23 protein-coding genes and 2 tRNA genes are annotated in these 23,500 nt (G+C 34.3%); 7 read left to right on the forward strand and 18 right to left on the reverse strand.

Going from position 1 to position 23,500, the window contains the following annotated elements:
- Window positions 1-24: 24 nt before the first annotated feature.
- From AC07N0_RS03440 to AC07N0_RS03455, 4 genes are all read right to left on the reverse strand, one after another.
- The gene (locus AC07N0_RS03440; RefSeq protein WP_323251405.1) at window positions 25-708 is read right to left on the reverse strand and encodes a response regulator transcription factor; all 684 of its coding nucleotides are present in this window, start codon (window positions 706-708) and stop codon (window positions 25-27) included.
- A gap of 106 nt (window positions 709-814) precedes the next feature.
- Window positions 815-1,084: a type II toxin-antitoxin system RelE family toxin gene (locus AC07N0_RS03445; protein ID WP_494588130.1), complete on the reverse strand. Its 270-nt coding sequence runs from the start codon at window positions 1,082-1,084 to the stop codon at window positions 815-817.
- Complete coding sequence (locus AC07N0_RS03450; RefSeq protein WP_492800840.1) at window positions 1,081-1,278, reverse strand: hypothetical protein; 198 nt, start codon at window positions 1,276-1,278, stop codon at window positions 1,081-1,083. Before AC07N0_RS03450 ends, AC07N0_RS03445 begins: the two co-directional genes overlap by 4 nt.
- A 124-nt stretch (window positions 1,279-1,402) precedes the next feature.
- Window positions 1,403-3,145, reverse strand: coding sequence for a sensor histidine kinase (locus AC07N0_RS03455; protein ID WP_494588132.1), 1,743 nt, complete (start codon window positions 3,143-3,145; stop codon window positions 1,403-1,405).
- A 271-nt stretch (window positions 3,146-3,416) separates the two neighbouring features.
- Between AC07N0_RS03455 and AC07N0_RS03460 the strand changes: the two genes are divergently transcribed.
- From AC07N0_RS03460 to AC07N0_RS03480, 5 genes are all read left to right on the forward strand, one after another.
- Complete coding sequence (locus AC07N0_RS03460; protein WP_492800842.1) at window positions 3,417-4,199, forward strand: T9SS type A sorting domain-containing protein; 783 nt, start codon at window positions 3,417-3,419, stop codon at window positions 4,197-4,199.
- A 291-nt stretch (window positions 4,200-4,490) separates the two neighbouring features.
- A tRNA-Gly gene (locus AC07N0_RS03465) sits at window positions 4,491-4,563 on the forward strand.
- Between the two features lie 67 nt (window positions 4,564-4,630).
- A tRNA-Leu gene (locus tag AC07N0_RS03470) sits at window positions 4,631-4,714 on the forward strand.
- 253 nt (window positions 4,715-4,967) lie between these two features.
- The gene (locus tag AC07N0_RS03475) at window positions 4,968-6,185 is read left to right on the forward strand and encodes a hypothetical protein (protein WP_494588133.1); all 1,218 of its coding nucleotides are present in this window, start codon (window positions 4,968-4,970) and stop codon (window positions 6,183-6,185) included.
- Between the two features lie 244 nt (window positions 6,186-6,429).
- Complete coding sequence (locus AC07N0_RS03480) at window positions 6,430-8,844, forward strand: glycoside hydrolase family 2 TIM barrel-domain containing protein (RefSeq protein ID WP_494588134.1); 2,415 nt, start codon at window positions 6,430-6,432, stop codon at window positions 8,842-8,844.
- Between the two features lie 149 nt (window positions 8,845-8,993).
- Here the strand turns inward: AC07N0_RS03480 and AC07N0_RS03485 are convergent, their stop codons facing one another.
- The 10 genes from AC07N0_RS03485 to AC07N0_RS03530 all read right to left on the reverse strand — a co-directional run bounded on the left by AC07N0_RS03485 (window position 8,994) and on the right by AC07N0_RS03530 (window position 14,815).
- Window positions 8,994-9,515: a YciE/YciF ferroxidase family protein gene (locus AC07N0_RS03485; protein WP_492800845.1), complete on the reverse strand. Its 522-nt coding sequence runs from the start codon at window positions 9,513-9,515 to the stop codon at window positions 8,994-8,996.
- Between the two features lie 514 nt (window positions 9,516-10,029).
- A complete protein-coding gene (locus AC07N0_RS03490; RefSeq protein ID WP_494588135.1) occupies window positions 10,030-10,632 on the reverse strand; it encodes a DUF4142 domain-containing protein in 603 nt (200 codons plus the stop codon).
- A gap of 200 nt (window positions 10,633-10,832) precedes the next feature.
- Complete coding sequence (locus AC07N0_RS03495) at window positions 10,833-11,009, reverse strand: hypothetical protein (protein ID WP_494588137.1); 177 nt, start codon at window positions 11,007-11,009, stop codon at window positions 10,833-10,835.
- A 97-nt stretch (window positions 11,010-11,106) separates the two neighbouring features.
- Window positions 11,107-11,436, reverse strand: coding sequence for a hypothetical protein (locus AC07N0_RS03500; protein ID WP_494588138.1), 330 nt, complete (start codon window positions 11,434-11,436; stop codon window positions 11,107-11,109).
- Window positions 11,437-11,558: 122 nt separating this feature from the next.
- Entirely contained in the window at window positions 11,559-11,780 is a 222-nt protein-coding gene (locus tag AC07N0_RS03505) for a hypothetical protein (RefSeq protein WP_494588139.1), read from the reverse strand.
- 5 nt (window positions 11,781-11,785) lie between these two features.
- A complete protein-coding gene (locus AC07N0_RS03510; RefSeq protein ID WP_494588140.1) occupies window positions 11,786-12,265 on the reverse strand; it encodes a response regulator in 480 nt (159 codons plus the stop codon).
- A gap of 495 nt (window positions 12,266-12,760) precedes the next feature.
- Window positions 12,761-13,204 carry a ferritin family protein gene (locus tag AC07N0_RS03515; protein WP_494588141.1) on the reverse strand — a complete coding sequence of 148 codons (444 nt, stop codon included), beginning with the start codon at window positions 13,202-13,204 and terminating at the stop codon, window positions 12,761-12,763.
- Between the two features lie 93 nt (window positions 13,205-13,297).
- On the reverse strand, window positions 13,298-13,612 hold the full coding sequence (locus tag AC07N0_RS03520) for a hypothetical protein (protein ID WP_494588142.1): 315 nt from the start codon (window positions 13,610-13,612) through the stop codon (window positions 13,298-13,300).
- Window positions 13,613-13,710: 98 nt separating this feature from the next.
- Window positions 13,711-14,271: a helix-turn-helix domain-containing protein gene (locus AC07N0_RS03525; RefSeq protein ID WP_494588143.1), complete on the reverse strand. Its 561-nt coding sequence runs from the start codon at window positions 14,269-14,271 to the stop codon at window positions 13,711-13,713.
- A 109-nt stretch (window positions 14,272-14,380) separates the two neighbouring features.
- Entirely contained in the window at window positions 14,381-14,815 is a 435-nt protein-coding gene (locus AC07N0_RS03530) for a response regulator (protein WP_494588144.1), read from the reverse strand.
- A 629-nt stretch (window positions 14,816-15,444) separates the two neighbouring features.
- On the opposite strand from AC07N0_RS03530, the gene AC07N0_RS03535 reads away from it, so the two are divergent.
- The gene (locus AC07N0_RS03535) at window positions 15,445-15,996 is read left to right on the forward strand and encodes a hypothetical protein (protein ID WP_494588145.1); all 552 of its coding nucleotides are present in this window, start codon (window positions 15,445-15,447) and stop codon (window positions 15,994-15,996) included.
- A gap of 19 nt (window positions 15,997-16,015) precedes the next feature.
- Complete coding sequence (locus tag AC07N0_RS03540; protein ID WP_494588146.1) at window positions 16,016-16,462, forward strand: hypothetical protein; 447 nt, start codon at window positions 16,016-16,018, stop codon at window positions 16,460-16,462.
- A 108-nt stretch (window positions 16,463-16,570) separates the two neighbouring features.
- Here the strand turns inward: AC07N0_RS03540 and AC07N0_RS03545 are convergent, their stop codons facing one another.
- The 4 genes from AC07N0_RS03545 to AC07N0_RS03560 all read right to left on the reverse strand — a co-directional run bounded on the left by AC07N0_RS03545 (window position 16,571) and on the right by AC07N0_RS03560 (window position 23,316).
- Complete coding sequence (locus tag AC07N0_RS03545) at window positions 16,571-16,990, reverse strand: response regulator (RefSeq protein WP_494588147.1); 420 nt, start codon at window positions 16,988-16,990, stop codon at window positions 16,571-16,573.
- Entirely contained in the window at window positions 16,987-18,330 is a 1,344-nt protein-coding gene (locus tag AC07N0_RS03550) for a sensor histidine kinase (protein ID WP_494588148.1), read from the reverse strand. The genes AC07N0_RS03545 and AC07N0_RS03550 overlap by 4 nt, the downstream gene beginning before the upstream one ends.
- A gap of 112 nt (window positions 18,331-18,442) precedes the next feature.
- Window positions 18,443-18,913: a response regulator gene (locus AC07N0_RS03555; RefSeq protein WP_494588149.1), complete on the reverse strand. Its 471-nt coding sequence runs from the start codon at window positions 18,911-18,913 to the stop codon at window positions 18,443-18,445.
- 353 nt (window positions 18,914-19,266) lie between these two features.
- The gene (locus AC07N0_RS03560; RefSeq protein ID WP_494588150.1) at window positions 19,267-23,316 is read right to left on the reverse strand and encodes an ATP-binding protein; all 4,050 of its coding nucleotides are present in this window, start codon (window positions 23,314-23,316) and stop codon (window positions 19,267-19,269) included.
- Between the last annotated feature and the right edge of the window lie 184 nt (window positions 23,317-23,500).

The following is a 23,500-nucleotide window of genomic DNA, read 5'->3' on the forward strand; positions in this document are numbered from 1 at the left end:
TTTAAGCCTAACAACTTATTAATTTTATACCATTAATTTAAAGCCTTCTCCATGAAGGTTCAAAATCTGGATTTCGGGTTCTTCTTTCAAGAATTTTCTTAATTTGGTAATATATACATCCATGCTTCGGGCATTGAAATAGGTATCATCTCCCCAAACCATTTTCAAAGCAAAACTTCTACTGACAGGCTTTCCCATGTTTTCGCATAATAATTTCAGCAAAGCTGATTCTTTTGCCGTCAATTTCTGAGATTCACCATTTCTTTCTAGTATTTGTTTTTCAGTATCAAAAGCAAAACCTCTGATTGTAAAGTGCGATATTTTTTCATTTTGCAACTCTAATTTCTGACTTCTTCGTAAAACTGCTTGCAGGCGTGCTAACAATTCTTCCATCGAAAAAGGTTTGGTCATATAATCATCGGCTCCTAGTTTAAAGCCTTGCAAAGTATCTTCCTTCATCGCTTTGGCCGTCAGGAAAATGATAGGCGTATCTTTATCAGACATTCTAACCTCTTTAGCCAACGTAAAACCGTCTTTTTTAGGCATCATTACATCAAAAATACAAAGGTCATAATCCTGCTGTACAAACTTTGTCAGGGCTTCATCACCATCTTTAGCCAGAATAGTTTCATAGCCTTTTATCGTTAAATATTCTTGTAGCAAAGTACCTAAATTGGGGTCGTCTTCGGCGAGGAGAATCTTTGTCATTTCAGTTAAATTGATTTTTATCTTTAATTTGTTGGTGTTTTTACATTGTTATTCATAGCTATATATCTTTCAATAATAGACATTTATAACAATTATCTACATATTTTCAAGGGAAATACTTATAAATTTCCTTGCGGTGAGCTATCAAAATAAAAAGAATACTACCATCATCCTGAAGCTCAAAACCTATTCGATAATCACCTAGTCTAACTCTATAATAGGTTTGGAAACCTTGCATTTTTTTGATATTAGGAATTTCAGCAAGAGAATCTGAATTTTCAAAACTTTCAATTAAAGACAATAGACGAGCTTTTATTTTTTTATCTTTGAGCTTTTTGATACTTTTTTCAAATGACTCATCAAATTGCAAAATCATTTGCTTAAATGTTCTAATATAGAGGCTTTTGACACTTTCTTGCCTGTTTTCTCTTGGGTCATCATCAAACCTAACGCTAAATCTTCAGCAATTTCAGGGTTAAGAATCTGTGCTTTATCACCCATTTTTTTTACTAATTCAACCAGTAATTTACTTGTCTGCTTAGACTGTGTTTGTATAAGAAGCGTTTCCATATTTTTAGTTTTGTAAAAAGTAATTTTATTCTTTTATGTATCTCGCACTAACTTGTTGAACATTACCTTATAAATACATTAAACTCTTAATTTTCATCATCAAGTACAAAATATTCTACTATACTTATATAGGTAAAATCACTTCAAATTCACTTCCTTCACCAAACCTACTCACTACATTTATACGTCCGTGATGTTCTTCTACCATCTTTTTCACATAGCTCAAACCTAAGCCAAACCCTTTTACATCATGCAAATTACCAGTAGGAACGCGATAGAATTTTTCAAAGATATTCTTTATCGACTCCTTACTCATTCCAATACCCTTATCTTTTATGATAATTGATATCCCTTTTTCAGTATTTTGAGTAACGATGGTAATTTCAGGCTTTTCTGGCGAATACTTATTGGCATTATCTAAAAGATTAAAGATAATATTGGTCAAATGTACTTCATCTGCTTCAATTTCTGTCTTTTCGGCCTGTAAATCTAAATCAATCGTACCTTCTCTAAGCTCAATTTGTGGGCTAATATTTTCTAATACTTTCTCAATAATTTCATGCACGTCAACCGTTTTTAGCTTCAATTGTACGTCTCCTCTTTCCATTTGTGCGGTTTGTAGTACTTTCTCAACTTGAGAGCCTAGCCTTTTGTTTTCATCACGGATAATCCCTAAATATCTTTTAAACATCGATGGACTAGCAGCCACGGCTTCGTCTTGGAGCATCTGAGTAGCCAATGAAATCGTAGAAATTGGCGTTTTAAACTCATGGGTCATGTTATTGATAAAATCATTTTTAATGTCTGCTAATTGCTTTTGTTTCACGATCGTATTCACAGCTACATAAAAACAACTTAATACCACCAAAATCAACAGCAAGGAAGTAGCATACATCACCCAGATGTTGCGGATAATATAACGGTCTTGATTAGGAAAATATACTCTTAAATAATTTTCAGAATTGGCATAATCGTTCGGGAAGAGATTAACAGTATACGTATCCTTATCATTTTTCAAGCCCGTCATTTTGTATTTCATCGAAGACGCATAATGCAGATAATTAGGCTCTTCCTGACTACTGATACCATATTCAAAGGGAATTTCTATTCCCTTCATTTTGATTTCATATTTCAACAGAGAATCCAGAACCATATAATTGATTCTGTCATAAATACTCCTTTTTTTGAACAGAAAATCATTAAAAACCTCCTTAGCCATTTCGGCTTTGTTCATTACTTTATCTTCTGTTTTTAAAGGCTCAATAATTTTGTCAACATGCTTTTTTACAAGTTTTTTCCTTTTCGCTGCTAGCAAATCAGCCTTCTGCATAGAATCTTGTTTTTGTAAACTATTCTGATGTTGCTGAAGTGCCTCCGAAAAAATCTCATCTAATTGTTTATGTTCATTCAATCGATTCTGAAAATCTTGAATATCAATATTCATTGAAAATTCCTGATATTCTCTAATCTCCCCATTTGGCAAAATCTCCGTTCCCTTTGATACCAAAATATCTGAAGGAAAAGGCGTACGTGCTACTTTATCCAAACCAATGGTTGATTGATTCGGAGTGTTTTGAGCGAGCACTTTCTGTTTGGGTACTTCCTGTACCTTTTCTTCTACAGGCTTTGCTATCGCCAGCAGTTGTTTTTGTTTTTCTTCTGCCTCTACTTTCCTTTGGACAAAATAATAAAACTCCTGTTTGCCAAGCTTCCGCACTACCTGTTGCATAGCGTCTCTTACATCACTTCCAAACTGATCATTTTTAGAGCGAACCGTAAAACCCAACCAATACATTTGAAAGGCGATTAAACCTAACAGTGCAAAAGCCATCAAAGCAATAATATATTGTATTTTTCGCTTAGTCATTCTTAATAATTAGCATTAATCATACTCTTTTTAGTTCATCTAAATTAGTTTCAAATAATTTTCGCACAAAAAATATACTCGAAAATTTACTTTGCAACATTTTCATTTTTAGTGTGTCTATTTCAGAGCAACAAAATTAAACTAAATCTTAACCAATTTATTTTGTTTAACATCTTTTAACAAAGTTTAAAGGTTTGATATATAATAGGTTGATTAAGTTTGTTTTATATAAATTTTAAATGTTTTTTTTAATCAAAATCCAACATTCACTATGCAAAAGAACATCAAAATTTTCGGGACAGCCCTCTTATTTGCGGTAAGTATGACAGCAATGGCTCAAAAAAGCACTTCGCAAAATATTGAAGAAAAAGATGGAAAAATCAAAATCCATGTAGAGACTACAGAAAACGGACAAAAACAAGTATTCGACCGTACTTATAATGCAGAAGGTTTGAATGCTGAACAAAAAGAGAATTTAATCAATAACATCACAGATTCATTATTCTCGGCATCGGGTCACGGTAGAAAACAAATTAGAATTAAAATAGACAGAAATGGTGATAGGTTATCACAAGCGCCAAGAGCTTTTGGAAATGGGCAGAAACGCATTGAAATCTACAAAGATGGCAAACGAATTGACAAAGACTTCAATGATAAAGATATCCATGCGTATAACTTCGATTTCAAGAGATTGGATAGTGACAAACTAATAGGTTCATTAAAACCTGCTATGAAGGAATTCAAGTTTAAGTTTGATAACGACTTTAAAGAGTTTGATCCTTTCAACGAATCAAAAACAGTAAAAGCCCTGAAAATATATCCAAACAAGCCTTTTGACAACAAACTGAATCTTAAATTTTACACTCCTGAAAAAGGTGATGTGAATGTAATCGTTACTGATGTCAATGGTAAAGAAGTGGGTACGCAGAAATTTAAAGATTTCCAAGGAGATTTCATGGGACAAGTAGAATTAAAGAAAAATACAAAAGGAACACTCTTTGTAACGGTAACACAAGGTGAAGACGGGACTGCAAAAAGAGTAGTTATCGAATAAAATAATTGATTGGTCAGGTTTGTTTTAAAAGAGTCATTTCCATTTCTGGCAATGACTCTTTTTGTTTATCATAAAATCAGCATGAATTACCTCAATAATAATTTCCATACCAGCTTTATGCCTCCTGACATATTCAGATGCAGAAAAATCTAAAAAAAAGTTTAAGACTTAATCCAAACATAATCAGCGATTTATAAATTTTTCAAATTTTTTTTGCTATTTTTTTCACAAAAAGCTTGCACAGGTGATTTATAAGGCATAATTTTGCACCACAATTCAACGGAATTATAAGCGAAAGTAGCTCAGCTGGTAGAGCGCAACCTTGCCAAGGTTGAGGTCGCGAGTTCGAACCTCGTCTTTCGCTCAGCTTATCGAAGCACCGTAAGGTGCTTTTTAAGTTTAAGAAGTTAGGGTAATTACTTTAATTTCATGCCAGGGTGGTGGAACTGGTAGACACGCAGGACTTAAAATCCTGTGAACGCAAGTTCGTACGGGTTCGATTCCCGTCCCCGGTACAGTATAAAAAAGGGTTTTTACATCTTATTGTAAAAACCCTTTTTTATTTGGTACTATATCTTTCTGCATAATTTAAGGTAAAACTGCCAAAAAGATGTCTTCATTTGAAAACCTAAAGAAAATTCGTCATACCTAACATTCACTTTTCTCATTTTAAAGTAATCATATTTTTCTTAAAATCTGCTAGCCCTGTTACGGTTTTACTAAAATCAGTATCCTTGTACAGATATGAAAACTAAATTTGAAAATATTGTGGCAAGCTGCCAAATTCGTTTTGACCATGGGGACCCTGAGACATGGAAGCACAGGGATTTTGTGGAGCTTAGTCATGAGATTCTTCAAGACACGAATGTTTCTATTAGTACCAATACCCTTAAACGGATTTTTGGAAAAATTTCAGTTTATCAGCATTACATTCCACAACAGGCCACCATTCAGGCGCTAGAAAAATACGGTCAAAATCTTTCATCAGCTAATGCGCTCGACGATATTAAACAACCAATAGAACCGTTAATCTTACCCGCACCTAAACGCATTGGCATTTATAAATTTGTTCTGCCGATGGCTATTATCACTTTTGCAGGACTGATGGCTATGATTTTCAGTTTTTTCTATACAGACAGTGATTCTACATCTGACTTACGATTTGTGAGTATGGAAGGATTATTGCCAGCAACGGCCTTTTTCGAATATCAGGCTCCTAAAAGCAAAGACAGTCTTTTTCTGAATTTTGGTGATAAAACACAATGGGTGTATGTGGAACCTGGGAAAGCCAGCCTCGCTCATGCTTATCTGTTCCCAGGTGTATTTTCCGTAACCTTACAAAGTAGAAAACATACCTTGAAGTCAATCAATGTGTATGTCCGTTCTAACAAATGGGTTGGTCTTGGATACCGTCAGGGAGATGAGTTACCAAAACATTACTATGAATTTTTGGCTACTAAAACTGGGAAAGACAGCCTCTTCCATATTTCAAACGAACAGCTAAAATCAAAAGGCATCGATACGTCTGGACTGGTTTATACTAGGCTTTGTAATTTTATGCCTGTGGATTATACTGGCGAAAATTTTGTTTTTGAAACCACCTTTAAAAACATGGTGGATAAAAATGGAATGTATTGTAAAAGCACTCAGTTTCAAGTTTCTGGCATCAAAAATCGTATCCGTTTTAGATTAGCCACCCCAGGGTGCAGTAATAGAATAACCAATATAATTAGTGAGCAAAGCTATGTTGGGACTAAAGTCAATCTTTCTAAGTTTACATTAGATTTAAGCCATTGGACTACCGTGAAAATGATAAATCATCATAAAAAGGTATTGCTTTATGTTAACAACAAGCTCCTATATACACGAACATACCAAGAATCGATAGGCGCCATTAAGGGTCTTTTTTTAGAATTCGAAGGAACTGCTTTCGTAAAAACCTGCCAGCTAACATCTGAAGATGGCAAAATCCTCTACCATTTCTAATTTCCCTCCTCAAAGAACTTCAAAGTAAAACTGGCAAATGCCTGTAAACCAACAACTTATTTTATCCATATTATGGACATAACTTGGATAAAATTTGGTCAAGCTATCCCACCTCTTATCACCCTTCTTGTACGTAATTTTCGGAAATCAAAATAGTCTAGTATTTGTCTTCTATTTGCAAATGATTCTATTCTCTTTCTTTTGCACCATGAGACACTATAGAGGAACTAAATGTAAATTACTAATGAAGAATAAGAAAATTTTATTAACCATCGTTACCCTTTTTTATACAACATTCCTTTTTGCTCAAAGCAAGCATGAGCACGTTAGAATAAACCAACTTTTTAATTTTGGTTGGAAATTCAAAGCTGGTGAAATCTCGAATGCTCAAAATCTCACTTACGATGATAGTGATTGGCGTGAGCTAGATTTGCCACACGATTTTCAGATTGAGCAACCTTGGGATAAATCAGCCAGTCGTGGTCGTGGATTTAAAGCAATGGGGATAGGTTGGTATCGAAAAACATTCAAGGCAGACTCTAGTTGGATAGGTAAACAAATATTGCTTGATTTTGAAGGAATGATGTTATCAGGGGAAGTGTGGGTGAATGGAAAGAAGATTGGAAAAACAGACTACGGTTATCTTGGTTTTGAATCAGATATTGCAGGAATCATTCGATACGACGCTGTAAATGTGGTTGCCGTTCGTACTTCTACGGGCGAAAACAGCAATTCCCGTTGGTACACTGGTGGTGGACTTTTCAGAGATGTACATCTGATAGTAAAAGACACCATCTCTATTGCTCGTCATGGTATTTTTATCACAACTCCACACATTTCTAATCAGCATGCCGAAGTAATTGTACAAGTGGAAGTAGCAGGAATTAAAAATAAACAATATCAACTGGAGATTAAGACAACGATATTTTCTCCAGAAGGAAAACAAATAGCTGAAACAAAAACGTGGGCTCCGAAGAAATCAAATATCGCTACCGTAGAAGATCCCCTACCAAGGATAAATATTACGAATCCGCAACTTTGGTCTTGTGAAACGCCCAATCTTTATACAGCTGAAGTTGTATTAGTTTTAAATGGAAAAGTGATTGATAAACTCACTAAAAAGTTTGGAATCCGTACGATTGAGTTCTCTAAAGAATATGGATTAAAATTAAATGGTAAAAAGGTCTTTCTTAAAGGCGTTGCCAATCATCATGACTTGGGTGCTGTAGGTGCGGCTGCTTATGAAACCTCAATTGCCAGAATGATGGACAAATTAAAAGCCTTTGGTTTTAATCATATCCGTACTTCGCATAACCCTTATTCGGAAGCATTTTTTAACCTTGCCGATGAAAAAGGAATTCTGGTTGTCGATGAATTATACGACAAATGGGGAAGCACAGTTGCTTGGGCAGGCAATGCACCATGGAATGATGTATGGTTCAACAATGTAAAGGAATGGATTAAACGAGATAGAAATCATCCTTCGGTTATTATGTGGAGCTTTGGAAATGAGTTACAGTTTCAAGAAGAACGATGGGGATTTGCAACAGGTGATTGGGGCGTTACTACCTACCGACTGATGGATGTAGTAGCAAAACGTTATGACCCTACCCGTAAAACAACAGTTGCTATGTATCCCGCTCGTGCTGGAGGAATTATTAAGGCTAATCCAGATTTCAAAATCAAAGAAAACATCGTTCCGCCTGAATTAGCCACTGTAACTGATGTGGCCAGTTTCAACTATGTATGGGATGATTATCAAGAGTATTTGAAGCACGCTCCCGATATGATTATTTATCAAAGTGAGGCCGTTACGAATGAATTGGCTGCTCCTTACTTCGGTATGGATAGAGATAAAATGGTGGGATTAGCCTATTGGGGAGCTATTGAATATTGGGGGGAGTCTGACGGTTGGCCGAAGAAGGGTTGGAACTATTCCTTTTTCAATCATGCCATGGAGCCTTTTCCACAAGCATGGCTAACCAAAAGTGTTTTCAAGGAAGAACCTTTAGTACATATCGGTATCGTAGATAATGAAGGAGATACAAAAATGTGGAACGATGTATTGGTAGGACAAAAAGTTATTTCGTCACATTGGAATCGACAGGAAGGCAAAAAGTATAATCTCTATACTTATACCAATGCTGATGAGGTGGAATTATTGGTGAATGGTAAATCGTTAGGAGTGCAACAAAATTCTACCGACGTAAAAAAACGCAATACTATTTATTGGAAAGACATTCCATTTACGGCTGGTAAGATTACGGCAATTGCCCGAAAAGGAGGCAACATTGTAACTCAAGACGAACTGGAAACAACTGGGAAGGCAGTAGCACTAAAAATAGAAACTGAAAATACCGACTGGAAAGCAGATGGCATGGCTCTTCAATATGTAAAGGTATATGCTGTTGATAGTAAAGGACTTAAAGTGCCAACGGCAACGGGAGAAATCACTTTTGATGTCAGTGGACTAGCAACTATAATTGCAGTAGATAACGGCAACCATGTAAGTAATGATTTGTTTGCAGGAAATAAAAAAGCACTTCACAACGGTTTTGCCATGGCTATTTTGCGTGCAGGTCAAACAGCAGGAACTGTAAAATTGAAAATTTCAGCGGTGGGATTTAAACAAGCAGAACAAAACTTACTCTTAAAATAGTTTAGATAATTTATAAAACTCCCTTTGAGGATTGGTAGTATGGAAACCAATCCTTCAAAGAGAACCTTCTCACTCGTTTATATTCGGGTGAGATTAAACATAGTGTGTAGTGAATGTTTATTTTAAAATGCATTTATCCAATCGGCTAGCTAAACTTCTTCAGCAGCCTCAATATTGATTGAACTTTCTGCAATGGCCGATAATAAGCTATCAGCATCTTTTTCTTCTTCCAACGTCTGATGTAATAACTTAGCTGCCTTTTTTTCACCTAATGTATTGGCGAAAGAAAACAATGTACCATAAGTAGCAATTTCGTAGTGTTCTACTTTCTGGCTTGCCGCAATAATACCTGCATCACGTACTACGCCTTCTTGCGTGCTTTCCATGATTTCCTCTGCTTCCTTAATTAGCCCTTCTATGGCTTCGCATTTCTTGGTTTGTGGTTTCAAGCCTAGTGCCTCAAATACTTTTTCCGCACGAATCACTTGACCTTCAGTAACCTTGAGATGATCTTGGAGTGCATCTATCAATTCTTGAGAAGTAGCTTTCTTAGCCATTTTTGGCAAAGCTTTTGTCAATGCTTTTTCAGCGTAATAAATGTCTTTTAAGCTATCTTCAAATAATTCACGCAGGCCAGTAGCCACATCTGAGTTTTTTGGAGTGTTTTTCATTTTCTTAGAATTAAGTTTGAATAATTTGAATGTTAATTTTATAATTTAAGTGGAATATAATGTAACAGATGGTGAAAAAAGCATTCCACTCAAATATGTAGTAGACTGAGAACTAAGTACCACAAAAGATAGAATAATCCTTTAGAGTGTGGTATAAGTACCTCTTTCATTGCATTTATACACAAGCTTCTTGATAAATATTTTTGAGGAGATGGACTTTAAGTGATGGCTTATTTACAAGCTACTAAGTAGTAAAAGATGGCCTTTTAGTACTTAGCGATTCGCCATGTATTCCCTACTTTCAGATTATCTAATAATCTCACTAGCGGTGTACACTCTTTCCTTGAAGAAACCTTTTTGGGTAAATTCTGGCACAACCAAGTTTTGTTAGGTCGCCTGTTTGTAATCTAAATGTTGGTATTGAGTGAGATTTGAACGAGATATTATCTGAGAGAATAAGAGCGGATTTGTAGACATAGGAATCTCCTTTTTTGAAGCGAAATAAATAATACTTTTACTTTGACGAACTTCCAGCATTTCTCTTACAAGTAATGGCTTGATTGAGATTACTGCGTAATGTTGGCAACATGATGGTTGCCAATTGAATCATATCGAAATCGTTAGATTCTACTAAAACTTTTTCAAAGGAAGCTATCGCATCTTTGTTGCTCATAACCATGCTATTACAAAACGCAAAGTCAAAATCTCTTTGCGACTGTTTATTTAATTTGCTGTAAGTATCAATAGCATGGTTTGATAAGACTGTTGAAATCCTGATTGATTTTTTCTTGGCAATTGCTATTATATTTTTTAATGATTTATAATGCAACACTTCCATCTTTTTACCCAATACTCTTACTTCATATTGCTGACTAGTATGTTGTGCCAACTGTCCTAGTTTTATTTCTTCTAAATCAATTTCTGCAACATTTACCAAAAACTGTTTGTCATTTTCTAGTGCTATATCTTCAAGTGTAGTTTCTTTGATTTGATAAATATTTGATAAACTTTCATCAGGTTTTGGATAACGATGATTACAAGATATAAAGCCAAACATAATAAGGCATCCTACTACGCTTGACCACAGAGTGTTGTTTAAGTAAATGGTTGTTTTCATATTATTTTACTGATTGAAATAAATCTTACCTATTGATGTAGTACTTGCTAATGATAAAAAACTATAAATAAATAATTACATAACTGTTATAATGAGTTGCCACCCTTTGCTGGACATCACTGACTTTTCTTTTGTTGACTCTTTCGAGGGTCAATCTTGCCATCAAATAAATCTCTTCTAGTCACCCTCTCGTACAAGGATTATAGATAAATCTGATATAGGTGGTTATTATCTAAAAACCAATTAAAGGCTATCTTCATTTTATGCAAGTATTCGTCCTCTCTGAAAACTTCATAGAATGTATTAAGTGCCAATATAGTATATGATGGGTTGTTCCATGTATTACGATAATACAAGCCTTTTATAATGAATGCCATTGCACGGTACGAGTAGAGAATATTTTTTGAACATTCTGTAATGCTATTTGCAGAGTTGCTTCAGCATTATCCGTATATCGTTTTTAATTATTTACCATCAAAGCCTAGTAAAATAATTTCTAACATAAGCTAGCTGTTGTTTATCAGTCATTTTATCACTTGTCCTTACTTCAATCTTGATATTTTTATAATGTTGGTCTTCATTCAAAATATTAAATAGTTGGGCTTTTGCATTTGTTGGGCCAAATAGTAATACTTCATCATACCCTATTATTTCCGTAGCTATTTTTTTATAAAAATCCATTTCAAGGTGTTGCTCCTTGTTATGCATAACATTTTCGCTTTTGCTCAAGCTTTGCTCTTTTTCTTCATGTGTAAAATCAGATGTTATTGTTTTACTTTCTATGAAAATACTACTATATTCCATTAAATTGGCTGTTGAGTGATCCATCCAGATACCCAATTTCTTCTTTGTAGTCATTATTCTTGATGTTGTTTTTGTATATAAGATTGTTTGAATAGTATAGGTTTAGAGGTTAGAGAACCATATTATGCTGTATCTCCGCGATTATGATTAGTATTGTATTTTTTTAATAATGCCAATAAAGAATCATAATAATCTTGTAAATTTTTCTGATTTACCGCTGGGTTAACAACATCTGGAGCGCTAACTGGCATTTCGTCAACATATTTAGATAATTCAGGAAATTTCTCTTCAATAAGCATTGTTATTTTAAGAATATCGTCGTTAAGGTCACTTTCCGTCTTCATAAAGTTTAATTATTAACTATAAAAAACGTTTGTGCTGGAACATTTTGTTCAAAAATCAATTTATTAACTGAGCCTTTAAAATCTAGTGATGGATTGGGTTTAAGTGCTTTCTGTATCGCCTGTCTGATTTTCTGGCAAAGTATTTTTTGATTAGAAGGTTTATTGATAAATGTTTTGCCCCCAAGCTGAAGTATCTCTTTAATCCTATCCATATCATTAGTAAGAAAAACCACTGGAATATTTTTCATTCGAGGGTTCTTTAATATTTTAACAAAACATTCAATACCTCCCATAATAGGCATATTGATGTCCGTAAAAATTAAGTCTGGAAGTATTTCTGCCTTTTCTAATTGTTCTAAAGCTTCTTTTCCATTATTTGCAAGTCCAAACAGACGAACTTCGTGTATTTCACTCAAGGCTTCTATAAAAAACCTTTGGTCATCTTTATCATCTTCAATTAATAATATATTTTTTGTGGTTTTCATTTTTTTGGGCTATCAAATAGTCTTTGTAGCCACTTTTAATAATGGTTAAAATCATTTTAAATTGGACATTCGCATTAAAACAGTAGGTTGAATGGGCTGGAATAATAATTTCTTCGCCTAATTTTAGCTTAACTTTTTATCATTGATTATTAACTCGGCAGAACCATCAATAATTTGAATGTATATATCGTAAGGAAGTTTTTTTTAGATAATTTTTCTCTAGCATCTAAAGAAAATATAGTGATATTCCCTGTAGTGCTTTTGATTTTTCTAATTCAGAATTTCCCATACTTATATTCGATTTAATGCTGATTGAACTATCTTATTACAAAGGTTGGGAATTTGACATTAGAATGTGTTACACAACTTTAGAAATATGTTGCATTATTCACAGGTTGGGGGAGCAATGGTAGCTTTTCAATTTAATTTTCAATAGTATCTATATTGACGATAACCTATATACGTAGCTAGTTAAATTTATCTACTTATTATACCTCAATACTTATCTGATTTGTTGTTTAACGCTATTATTCTGGCATAATCAACTCTAAGTAACCTTTGTTGAGCATTAATCATAATGCGCTGATAGGTAGAGATATTTGCTAGATTATCCTTCAAGGCTTTTCTATAAGTATTAATGATTTCTTCCTCGCTATGTAAACAGACATTTAGGATGGCTTTTCGGTAATTTCCTGAAAGCATTGTTTTTAATTTACTTAAAAAACCAAAAAAATTATTTGTTGACGTTCTTTCCTTAGTTGGTTTACCTCCAATATTATACATTTCGTCAATAAGCTCTTTTTTAAAATATTTACTCGTTGGTTTAACCTTCAAACCTGTTTCATCTATTCCATAGCTTTCTAAGCTTTCATTATCTAGTTCAATCAGAGAGTTTAGTCGTTCTATTGATTTTTCTTTATTTATTGTATTGATAGACATAAGTTATTGTATTAGATATTGACTTGTGAGTTAATACATGATTAATCTGATAGGTTGTGTACAGACTCACAAGCCAACATATATTGTTCTAATCTACAGTAAAAGAATCAATAATAATACGATGATAATAATGGCTCCTACAGAAAGATATACGCCACCGCCTACTTCTTTTAATGATTTTTTAATTGAACGGACTTCTTTTCTCAAAGCTTTCTTTTCTACCGAACTCATATTCGATTTATCCATGGCCTTGATTTCTTCTAATCTATTCATTAGCGTACTTGCTGTTGCTGATGCCACTTTTTCAGTTGCTGCTTTCTCAGGTTCATTCCCTTCAGCTTTCAATGTAATAGGCATCACTAGAACCAATACAATCGTGATTAAAAGATACGATTTAATTTTTTTCATTTTTTTAGTATTTATAGCTTGATTTTTAGTATTCAGTATAAAGATGGGGTATAAAAAGCTAGAAACTGTTACATGATTTTGGATAATAGTTACATGATTCACAGGTTTTCGAGAGTACTTCTTTTTTTAAGTTTAAGGGCTTTAAAAAATGATGGGGTTAAACCAGTTATCTTTTTGAATTGATTAGAAAGATGAGCTACGCTACTATAATGTAGTTTAGCCGCTATTTCGGTAAGGTTTAGCTCATCATAAATGATTAGCTCTTTTACCCGTTCAATTTTGTGCAGAAGAATATACTGTTCAACTGTAGTGCCTTCCGTTTCAGAAAAAAGATTGGATAAATAAGTATAATCGTATTTAAGTTTTTCGCTTAAATAAACTGAGAAGTTGATTTTAGGCATTTCATCTGTATAATGAACCATCTCAACGACTACATTCTTTATTTTTTCGATTAACATAGCTTTTTTATCATCCATTAGTTCTAGTCCCGATTTTGCAAGGGCAATTTTAATTTGGTTGTGCTGCTGTTGAGAGATATTTTCCATGATTTCCACTTCACCCAAATTTACATTTACATAATGTAATCCAAGTGCTTTCAACTCTGCTTTCACCACCATTTTACAACGATGGCTGACCATATATTTTATAAATAATTTCATACCTTACCTATCAAGTTTGTTTACGAAGCACAGACAACGCAAAAGGGTGGGAAGAGCTAGCAAGTTAAGGCTTTATAAAAGCGCTGTTTAATTTTGTCATTCGTCGATGTTACATTCTCTCCATATACCAATTTAACTCTTTTTCCATTTTATGATACTTGAAAATAGTTGAAATAATTTGCTGTAACCGCAAAAAGGCTGTTTCGCTCTTTACCACATAATCATAAGAATGGTGGTGCATACAATTTATGGCTACATCTATTCTATCTTGTTGAGACAACATCACTACAGGGATTTTAGCATCAAAAGCTTTTATTTCATCCAATACTTGTATTCCGTTTATTGCGTATTTATCAATCCCATCAAGCAAATAATCTAAAATAATGATATCGGGTTCATGCGATAAGTTTTCTATACAAAGCTCGCCTGTAACATATGTTTCAACGATAAAGTTATCTAATTGAAGGAATTCTATTTCTAGCGATTTCAAAAACACCACATCATCATCTACTAGAAAAATTTTAATTTTATTTTCGTTTCTCATTATTTATTAGCTGAATGTATGTCAACTATAATTTAACTATAAATAATTATTAAGGCAGCAGTTACTTAAACCCTGCCTATGTCTGCCACGGTAAATTCAACATTTTAGCTAATATGTTGGTTTTACTTGAATTTAATATAAAACTATCAGTAAAGGTGAGCATCTTATTCGACAATAACCTTATATCATTAAAGAATAACCTTATATAATTCATATATTTCAAAAATCGGTAAGCATAAAAGTGCCAAATAGCTATATCGTTAAATATATATTCTTGAAAAACAATCAATTACCCTTCAACCCCTTACTTATTTTTTGAATAAAATAGCTATTCATAAAGGTGTAAATCGAGGGATATAATTTATTTTAAAATGGGAAGTCTTTTCTCGTGGGTATTCTAATAAAATAACAAGACAGGGTTCAGGTCATTAACTGTATGGATATTGAAAAAATCTGTTGATTTAGTAAGTAAAGTCATCTCTGAAAGCTGGAAATAGTAGCCTAAAATACCTAGCGCTAGGTATTGCCACATTTTCACTAATCATCTAAATTAGCTTTGCTAATTAGGCTTTACCAAATACAAATAAAAAAACAACAGTTACTTTATAAAACACTTTTACATTAAGCTTATGGATGCTTGTGCCATCCATGCTGGTATTCAAGTATTGTTGAAATTGCAGAAGAATAGACTATTTTTAATATTCTTATTAGCTACTTCTCCCTCATTTTTATTCGCACAAGACATCATCATCAAGAATGATAAATCTGAGCTTAAGGCAAAGGTTGTTGAAATAACAAGTGATTTTATTAAATATCATGATTGGGATAACCTATCTGGACCAATATACAATATTGCCAAATCACAGGTATTCATGATAAATTATCAAAATGGTAAAAGAGAATTTATAGCACTCGTTGGAGGTTCATATTATTTGAATGAGGCATTGAAACTGGATAAAACCAAAGGTGCTTTGTATATAGGTGCAGCCGTTGCGTACACTTATACTGCGGTAACCTCCGATGCTTCAGACGAGATGGTTTCTTCAGGAGATTTTGGTGGGTTTGGGCGTGTTGGCGGTCGCTTAAATTTTACCAAGGGCTTTGGAGCTTTTGCTGAAGTGCATGTCGGACAGGGAGACCCTGCCATCATTGCAGGATTGACATTTAGTATTATAAAATAAAAAACTAGAGACTGATATAATGAAAACCTCATTACTAAAATCGCTTTTTATTACCACAGTTCTTGGCTGTATGGCTATGGGTTGTAAGAATGATGAGGTAACATCTGTTAACACGAACAACGAATTTACTTTTGGTAGTGATAAATATACTGGTCCCTGCACTGCTGTATCCTCACAGATTTGTAAAGGTTCAACTGATGTGGGTATTACATCAACCAAAAGTTTGCTTGTTTATAACATGCCAACGGCTAGTTCTGGAAACTTTACCATTACTAACGGCTGGGCTGCTAATCCTGCTTGCAATATTTATGTGTTAATACAAAAGGAAAGTGGCGACGTATCTGCTAGCATTAATGGAACACTTACTAAAACAGGGGAAAAATCATTCACTTTGTCTACAGTGTTAAGTGCTAGTCCTTCTGCCTCGTCCACCATTGCAGCAACGGCAAGTGGCAGTTATAAGTGATATTGAGATTTAAGGTATTTCAGATTATCCTTCTCGTATAAATATAAGATACATACCTATATAAACAACCCCCGGATATGCCAGCATTTGGCATATATCGGGGATTTATTATTTTTTACAATGCATATACTCATGGCTATCAAGTATCTCTTTTAGTTTAGCGGAATCAAAAGGTTTGACCAAGTAGTCTGAAATTTCTTTAATCTTCTTTGCCTGCTGAATGTCTTCTGGGTCTGTAGAAGACGTAACAATGAAAATAGTAACGGGTTTGTTAATCTGTGCTTTGATAGCACTAAATTCTTCTAAAAACAGCCATCCATCCATGAGTGGCATGTTGATATCTAAAAAAATAATATCTGGAATATTCTCTACTTCCATATAATGACTAACAAAATAATTGAATGCTTCTTCACCATTAAGAAAGTTCCACATTTTATTTACCTGATAATCTTTACTAATCATTCTTTTAATCATATATTGATAGATGGGGTCATCATCAATAAAACATAGACTTAATAACTTTTTCATTGCTTTGTCCTATTAAAAATTACGGTGAATATAGAACCTTCATTAACTACACTTTCTACAGTGATTTCTCCTCCCATAGCTTCTACTTGTGTTTTAGTCATAAATAAACCCATACCTCTGGCCTGCTGGTGGCGGTGGAAGGTCTTGTGCATTCCAAATATGTTTCTTCTGTGTTTAGCTAAGTCTATGCCAAGCCCATTATCCTCTACTTTAAGGATTATTTCACCATTGTTATTTTCGGTTTTCAAACGTATCTCGGGAATACGATCAGGCGAACTGTATTTAAGTGCATTGGATAATAGATTAAACAGGATGCTTTCCAGATAAACTCTAGGATAGCTAATAATAGGTACCTTAGAAAAATCAGCACTCACAATGGCTTCGCTTTCGATTAACTGGTCTTTCAGCATGACTTTTACAGATGCAAAAATGTCTTCGAAAACTAATTCTATTCGTTCTTTTGTAATGTCTTCTTGAACACTAACGGTTTCTAATAATTCATCAAGCGTAACCGTGAGATTATCGACCACTGTATCTAAATTTCCTACTAGCTCATCTTTGTCTTCTATCGTCATGCTTTCTTTATAGAATTGCAACAATAGGTTTAAATTGCTAACTGGGGCACGCAGGTTGTATGAAGTAATCTGTGCAAAAGCGCGCAACTGCTGATTCTGTTTTGTTAACTTTTTAGTTAATATTTCTAGTTTTTGGTGTGCCTCTACTAAATTATTCTCAATGATTTTCCTGTCTGTAATATCATAAATGAACGACATCAAGTACTGTTCATTTCCCATTATTAATTTTTCCATCGAAAAAATACAATGTATGGGCATTCCATCTTTATTTCTTAGGGTAATATCAGTATTGAGGATACGTCCTTGTTCATTCAATAAGCTAATCAGTTTTTTTCTCGCTGGAATATCCAGTATTAACAATTCCGTGACTGTATGCCCTATCATTTCTTCGTGCGTATATTTAACCATATCCAGCACTGCCTGGTTAACATTAATATATTCGCCGTTATCCAATTTGCTGATAGCTATGCCTGTTGGATTGGATTCAAACAATTTAACAAACAATTCATGAGAATATTGAATATTTGGTGATTGATGTAATACCATTTCTTCAATCCTTTTATTCAATTCAAGGGTTGTTTGCTCTGCTGCTAATTTTTTTTGCTCGCTTTCGTTTAACGTTTTCCGAATCACTAAAACTCCTAGCAAAACAAATACAACAGTAGACATTACGGTTCCGAACGCTGTTGTGACATACTGTGGCATTAGGATTTCAACAATACTTATTCCCAATATCCATTCCAGTAGCCCAATGGTGCCCGACATTATCACACTTATGCCAGTAAGTAGATATAATATCGACGAGTTGAGGATATTCTGAGGATTACTTAAATGCATGCAATAAATTTGAGAGGTACTTGTGTTGGGTAAACGGATTTTAGATATAATGCTGTCTAAACTTCGGTAAGCTTAGATTATTAAAACCATGGTGAACGAATGATTTCGAATTTTTACTATCACCATAACTATTTAAAGTTAGCATATACTGAATCAGACCTACCAAATCTGTTTTTATATTACTTGATTTGGATAAGAAACAATCTGCCCCTGCATCTAAGATACGATTGATGGACGTTTCATCCTCTAAGGTAGACATTGCTATTATTTTTATTGAAGGCCAGTTCTTTTTTACAATGAGAGCCGTGGTAAAACCATCCATTCTTGGCATTTCAATATCAAGAATAATCATGTCTGGCAAATAATTACTTTGCTTGAGTTTTGTAATACATTCTTCTCCATTCTCGGCTTGGAAAGGAATATTACATCTGTGTTTTTTTAGTTCAGAACTCACTAAAGTTCTAACGAGAGAATTATCATCTACTATGGCGATTGAATATGGAGTAAACATATTAATTATAGGGTTATTATTATGATTGATTTTGAATGGTATAACAACTAAACAATATAAGATTCTACTTTATCAGGTAGGGAATTGAACTATTATTGATGCTCGGCTTATAACTCATTTAACTACTTTTTGAAATACTTAAGCGGAAAGTCAAAATAATTTCTTTATTTAATTAGTGGTTAGGTAATCGTTTCTTAATCATGTCCCTAGGGATTACAAAAGTATAAAATAAGTTGCTGACAGGATTTTTGATTGGTTTCAAATAAGTTTCTATTGGTTGCATCAGGCAAAAAAAAAGGGATAAGATTGTTGCATGCAATAATCTTATCCCTTTTTAAACAACTAATAATCAATTACTTATTTGTTGCACTTGGAGAAAACCCAAATTCTTCCTGAAACGAAGTAGAAAAATGTCCAGCATTTTTATACCCCGTTTTCCAAGCGACTTCTGAGATGTTGAAATTGCTAGTTTTTAAAAGAATTCTGGCTTGCGTTAGTCGGTAAGAACGTATAAAGTCAGAAGGAGAAACACCCATCAAAGTTTTCATTTTTCGAAACAATTGCGAACGGCTCATACCGATTTCTTGACAGAGTTGAGGTAATCCAAAATTCTCATCTGCAAAATTTTCATGTACAATTGATTTTACCTTTTTAACAAAGGTATGTTCAAGCTCATAAATTTCCTCTGGTAAGTCTTCCGTGACAATATCAACTACTTCTTCTATAGGATTATTTTGTGAGAAATATGCTTGTAAACGCTTTTGTTTTTGCATTAACATTTCCAATTGTACTATCAACTCTTCCTTATTAAAAGGCTTGGTCATGTAGACATCTGCTCCGTGCTTGAGCCCAGCTATTTTGGAATCAGTATCCATTTTAGCAGTTAATAAAATTATTGGAATATGGCTTGTACGTTGGTCACTTTTTAAGGTTTCACATACTTGAAAACCGTCTTTTCCTGGCATCATCACATCACTAATGATAATGTCTGGAGTATTTTCAATGGCTTTTTCAATGCCAACTATACCATTATACGCTACGTCCAATTGGTATAACCCATATAGACAAGTTTTGAGAAAGGTAACTAAGTCAGCATTGTCTTCAATAATAAGAAGATGTAGTAAGGAATCCTCAACCACCGAAGACGATATGGGAGTAATACTTTCACGGTTAATAAAATTTATAGAAGAAACAGATTTATCTAATGTCGGAGAACCAGCCACAATAGGTGCCTTGTTGGTGATGGGTAATTTAACGATAAACGTAGTGCCTTTTCCCAGTTCGCTCTCTACAAAGACTTCTCCATTCATCAATTTAATCATCTCATGGACATGTGCCAACCCAATGCCAGTGCCCTCACGCTGCCTAGTGTGTGAATTATCTATTTGGTAAAAACGATCGAATATATATGTCAACTCTTTTTTAGCTATTCCTATGCCTGTATCCTGTACTTCGATAATCAACTTATTATCTTCCTGCTTTAGTCTAATGGTAATTTCTCCACCTGACGGTGTAAATTTAATCGCATTAGAAATAAGATTCGTCAATATTTGTTTTACCTGCTCTTCGTCATAATCCATTACCCGTATATTCAAAGCACTCAAGAATCGTAATGATAAATTCTGGCTGTTGGCATACGCTTGGAAAGATTCAGTGAGGTAGCGTAAATAAGGTACAATATCTGCCTGTTGAAAATATAGCTGGAATGAGTTGTCAGAAAGCTTGGATAAATCGAGCAACTGATTGATAAGCCTAAGCAAGTTTTCGCCGTTGGTTTTGATAAGTCGCGCACCTTCCTCTAGATATTTATCGGGTTGAGTCCGAATTTGTTCTACCATGCCAAGAATCACTGTCAGTGGGGTTCTGAATTCATGTGTGAGATTGGTATAAAGACGGTTTTTGAACAAATCAAGTTCTTTAAGCCGTTGAGCTTCTTGGTGTTTCATCTTCAGCTCATTTTGAAGAATCAATCTCTTTTTCAACACATTATAAATAACAAGGCAAAGACCCAAAAACAACAGAAAATAGATGGAGTAGGCCCACGAAGATGCCCACCAAGCTGGATGTACTATTATTTTTACAGCCATTTCGTTCGAACGCCACCGTCCTCTGCTGTCTCGTGCTTTCACCCTTAAAATATATTCTCCGCTAGGCAAACTGTTGAAATGGACAAAATTAAACTTAGAAGGTGATGACCAACTGTCTTTATAACCATCAATCTTATAACTGTAAAATATCTCCTTGGGGTTGTCATAGTCCATAAGAGCATATTCAAACGTATAAGACCAATTCCAATAATTGAATTGTACTTCTGGTTGACTGGCGAATGAGGTTTTCCTCAATACCGTATCTTGTTTTTCATCTGTATATTCTAAAGCAGTAAGTACAAGCTTTGCCTTTTGATTTCTATCCACTCTGGTGATATAAGATTGCATCAAATCTTTTGGGAAAAAGGCATTCACCCCGCGCATTCCACCAAAAAACATCCGACCATTTCTGGCTTTGAAAAATGACTTGCGGTTAAATTCGTTAAAAGTTAGCCCATCTTCCTCCAGAAAATTACTAAAAACTTTGGTGGGTAAATGAAACCTAGATAGCCCGTGATTAGTACTTAGCCACAGGCACGAATCTCCTTCCATCAACATTCCGCTGATAAAATTATTTGGTAAACCCTCAGAAATAGTATATTGACGGTGTGAGCCATTAGACGGATTTACCCATACTAAGCCAGCATCACTACCTAACCAAAGGTTTCCTTTACGGTCTTCCTCAATCGCCAATATACGAGATAAGGCCAATCCCCAAGTCTTAGGATCATACCAATGTCGTACTTTCGTTATGGGGTCATACTGCAATAATCTTCCTTTAAAACTCAGCCATATTTTCCCGCTTTTCATACCTGCATGAAAAGCTTCAGTTGCATTGAATAACTTGTCGGGCAAATCAAATTCTTTCTCCCATTTTATTTGATTATTCGCTTTATTCAAACGATATAATGTGTAATGTGTTACCCACCAAAGCGTTCCGTATTTGTCTTTAGTAAAAAAACCGTTATCCTGAAATGTTTTTTCCTTAAATGGGCTTGGAACTTCTATTATTTTGCCAGAATTCGGTTCTAATGCTTGAAAGCCATTAAGCCAGATGATATCTCCATCTGTATACAAATCATACAACTTTACAGTACCAGGAAATATATAAGTTCGTAGTGCTTGTTTTTTTATAGGGTCAATTTTGGCGATTCCAGTATAATATACGCCGTATATCATGCCTTGTGCATCTTCTGTCAATCCACGGAAACTATAATTAGCATTCACATTGTTCATACCACTGAAATAAGTATCAAAAGGATTTGGCCATGGTCTTACTTTTAGCAAGCCGAGTCTGGTCTCTACCCATACTATTCCTGTATTATCTTGAAACAACCCTAAGAAATCGTTATTATTCGGTAACAGTCGTTTTAATTCTTCACGAAAATTGTATAATTTATCCGCACGAGCATCATAATAAATAAGACTTCTATCGTAACCACACGCCCATATACTACCATTTTTTTCTGTAATAAATCTCCTTATTTCAATCTTGCTAGAATTCAGTAATCGATTGATAGGGTGTGGTAAGAATTTATTTTTACTTTTATCCAACTGATAAAAAAGCCTATTTGATAAAAGTGCTACCGAGCCCTTCATATAAGGTTGAAACCACATATCACCACAATTCTTACATATATTATCTAATGGCGTTGCTGTAGTGATTTTACCAGCTTTATTTATGTGATATACCGTGTCTACATATGCTAAAGAATAATCATAATCGTTAATATTACGCCAATAATAGGCACTTAACAAGTCAGGATATTGTGTCCCTCCCATCGCATCCGATTTATCCATTTTATACGGCCAAGCTCGCTGAGAGCCCACCTCTATTTTGGTCATTAGCTTAGCATTTTGCCCATCAATAGGCCAAAACCTAATCCTACCTCCTGGGGTATTCTTTATTTTTAGGTTGATAGGTTGCCAATGCGCTTTTTTGGGATTAAATAAAAAATGATGATGTTCACTCCACACAAATAGTAAAGAATCTTGGTACAAAGTCAAACCTGATATGTACTCCTGTTTGGCCGTTAATGCACTGGGGGTTGGATAGATTAAAAAATTATATCCATCATAACGGTGGATTTTCCCATCATTTATAAACCAAATAAATCCTTGGTCATCTTGTGTTACTGAAGACGTGTGGTTTCCAGCAAGTCCGTTAGCAGTGCTAAAAAACTCAAAGGTAGCCTTTTGTGCAACGGTAGAACTTGCACATAACAATAATGACGCAATTGTAAGAATAACTTTATTTATATGCGCTTTCAACAAGAAATACACATCCATGCGGCGGTATGGAGTAATTTTTATCATAGGTAATAACATCAGAGGTAGAAAGACCCAATTTTTATACTACTAGAGCAGAAGTATTATATTTATGTGATTTGGTATGCTATTTACAATTAGTGTGTTTATTGAAGTTAGCAAAGCTTTTTCATTTTTCGCTAAAACTCTATGACTTTTCTTTTAAACATTTTTTCTCTTTAACATACATCAA

Source organism: Arcicella sp. GW821-FHT09D11, assembly GCF_059416265.1.

What these genes read in the sequence shown, in the direction of transcription:
- AC07N0_RS03505 (WP_494588139.1), bottom strand. Translation starts at nt 11,780, where the DNA reads ATGAAGACGGAAAGTGACCTTAACGACGATATTCTTAAAATAACAATG.
- AC07N0_RS03520 (WP_494588142.1), bottom strand. Translation starts at nt 13,612, where the DNA reads ATGAAAAAAATTAAATCGTATCTTTTAATCACGATTGTATTGGTTCTA.
- AC07N0_RS03545 (WP_494588147.1), bottom strand. Translation starts at nt 16,990, where the DNA reads ATGAAAAAGTTATTAAGTCTATGTTTTATTGATGATGACCCCATCTAT.
- AC07N0_RS03535 (WP_494588145.1), top strand. Translation starts at nt 15,445, where the DNA reads ATGGATGCTTGTGCCATCCATGCTGGTATTCAAGTATTGTTGAAATTG.
- AC07N0_RS03440 (WP_323251405.1), bottom strand. Translation starts at nt 708, where the DNA reads ATGACAAAGATTCTCCTCGCCGAAGACGACCCCAATTTAGGTACTTTG.
- AC07N0_RS03510 (WP_494588140.1), bottom strand. Translation starts at nt 12,265, where the DNA reads ATGAAAACCACAAAAAATATATTATTAATTGAAGATGATAAAGATGAC.
- AC07N0_RS03540 (WP_494588146.1), top strand. Translation starts at nt 16,016, where the DNA reads ATGAAAACCTCATTACTAAAATCGCTTTTTATTACCACAGTTCTTGGC.
- AC07N0_RS03555 (WP_494588149.1), bottom strand. Translation starts at nt 18,913, where the DNA reads ATGTTTACTCCATATTCAATCGCCATAGTAGATGATAATTCTCTCGTT.
- AC07N0_RS03500 (WP_494588138.1), bottom strand. Translation starts at nt 11,436, where the DNA reads ATGGAATATAGTAGTATTTTCATAGAAAGTAAAACAATAACATCTGAT.
- AC07N0_RS03480 (WP_494588134.1), top strand. Translation starts at nt 6,430, where the DNA reads ATGAAGAATAAGAAAATTTTATTAACCATCGTTACCCTTTTTTATACA.
- AC07N0_RS03560 (WP_494588150.1), bottom strand. Translation starts at nt 23,316, where the DNA reads ATGATAAAAATTACTCCATACCGCCGCATGGATGTGTATTTCTTGTTG.
- AC07N0_RS03485 (WP_492800845.1), bottom strand. Translation starts at nt 9,515, where the DNA reads ATGAAAAACACTCCAAAAAACTCAGATGTGGCTACTGGCCTGCGTGAA.
- AC07N0_RS03515 (WP_494588141.1), bottom strand. Translation starts at nt 13,204, where the DNA reads ATGTCTATCAATACAATAAATAAAGAAAAATCAATAGAACGACTAAAC.
- AC07N0_RS03455 (WP_494588132.1), bottom strand. Translation starts at nt 3,145, where the DNA reads ATGACTAAGCGAAAAATACAATATATTATTGCTTTGATGGCTTTTGCA.
- AC07N0_RS03460 (WP_492800842.1), top strand. Translation starts at nt 3,417, where the DNA reads ATGCAAAAGAACATCAAAATTTTCGGGACAGCCCTCTTATTTGCGGTA.
- AC07N0_RS03445 (WP_494588130.1), bottom strand. Translation starts at nt 1,084, where the DNA reads ATGATTTTGCAATTTGATGAGTCATTTGAAAAAAGTATCAAAAAGCTC.
- AC07N0_RS03525 (WP_494588143.1), bottom strand. Translation starts at nt 14,271, where the DNA reads ATGAAATTATTTATAAAATATATGGTCAGCCATCGTTGTAAAATGGTG.
- AC07N0_RS03490 (WP_494588135.1), bottom strand. Translation starts at nt 10,632, where the DNA reads ATGAAAACAACCATTTACTTAAACAACACTCTGTGGTCAAGCGTAGTA.
- AC07N0_RS03450 (WP_492800840.1), bottom strand. Translation starts at nt 1,278, where the DNA reads ATGGAAACGCTTCTTATACAAACACAGTCTAAGCAGACAAGTAAATTA.
- AC07N0_RS03530 (WP_494588144.1), bottom strand. Translation starts at nt 14,815, where the DNA reads ATGAGAAACGAAAATAAAATTAAAATTTTTCTAGTAGATGATGATGTG.
- AC07N0_RS03550 (WP_494588148.1), bottom strand. Translation starts at nt 18,330, where the DNA reads ATGTCGGGCACCATTGGGCTACTGGAATGGATATTGGGAATAAGTATT.
- AC07N0_RS03495 (WP_494588137.1), bottom strand. Translation starts at nt 11,009, where the DNA reads ATGGCATTCATTATAAAAGGCTTGTATTATCGTAATACATGGAACAAC.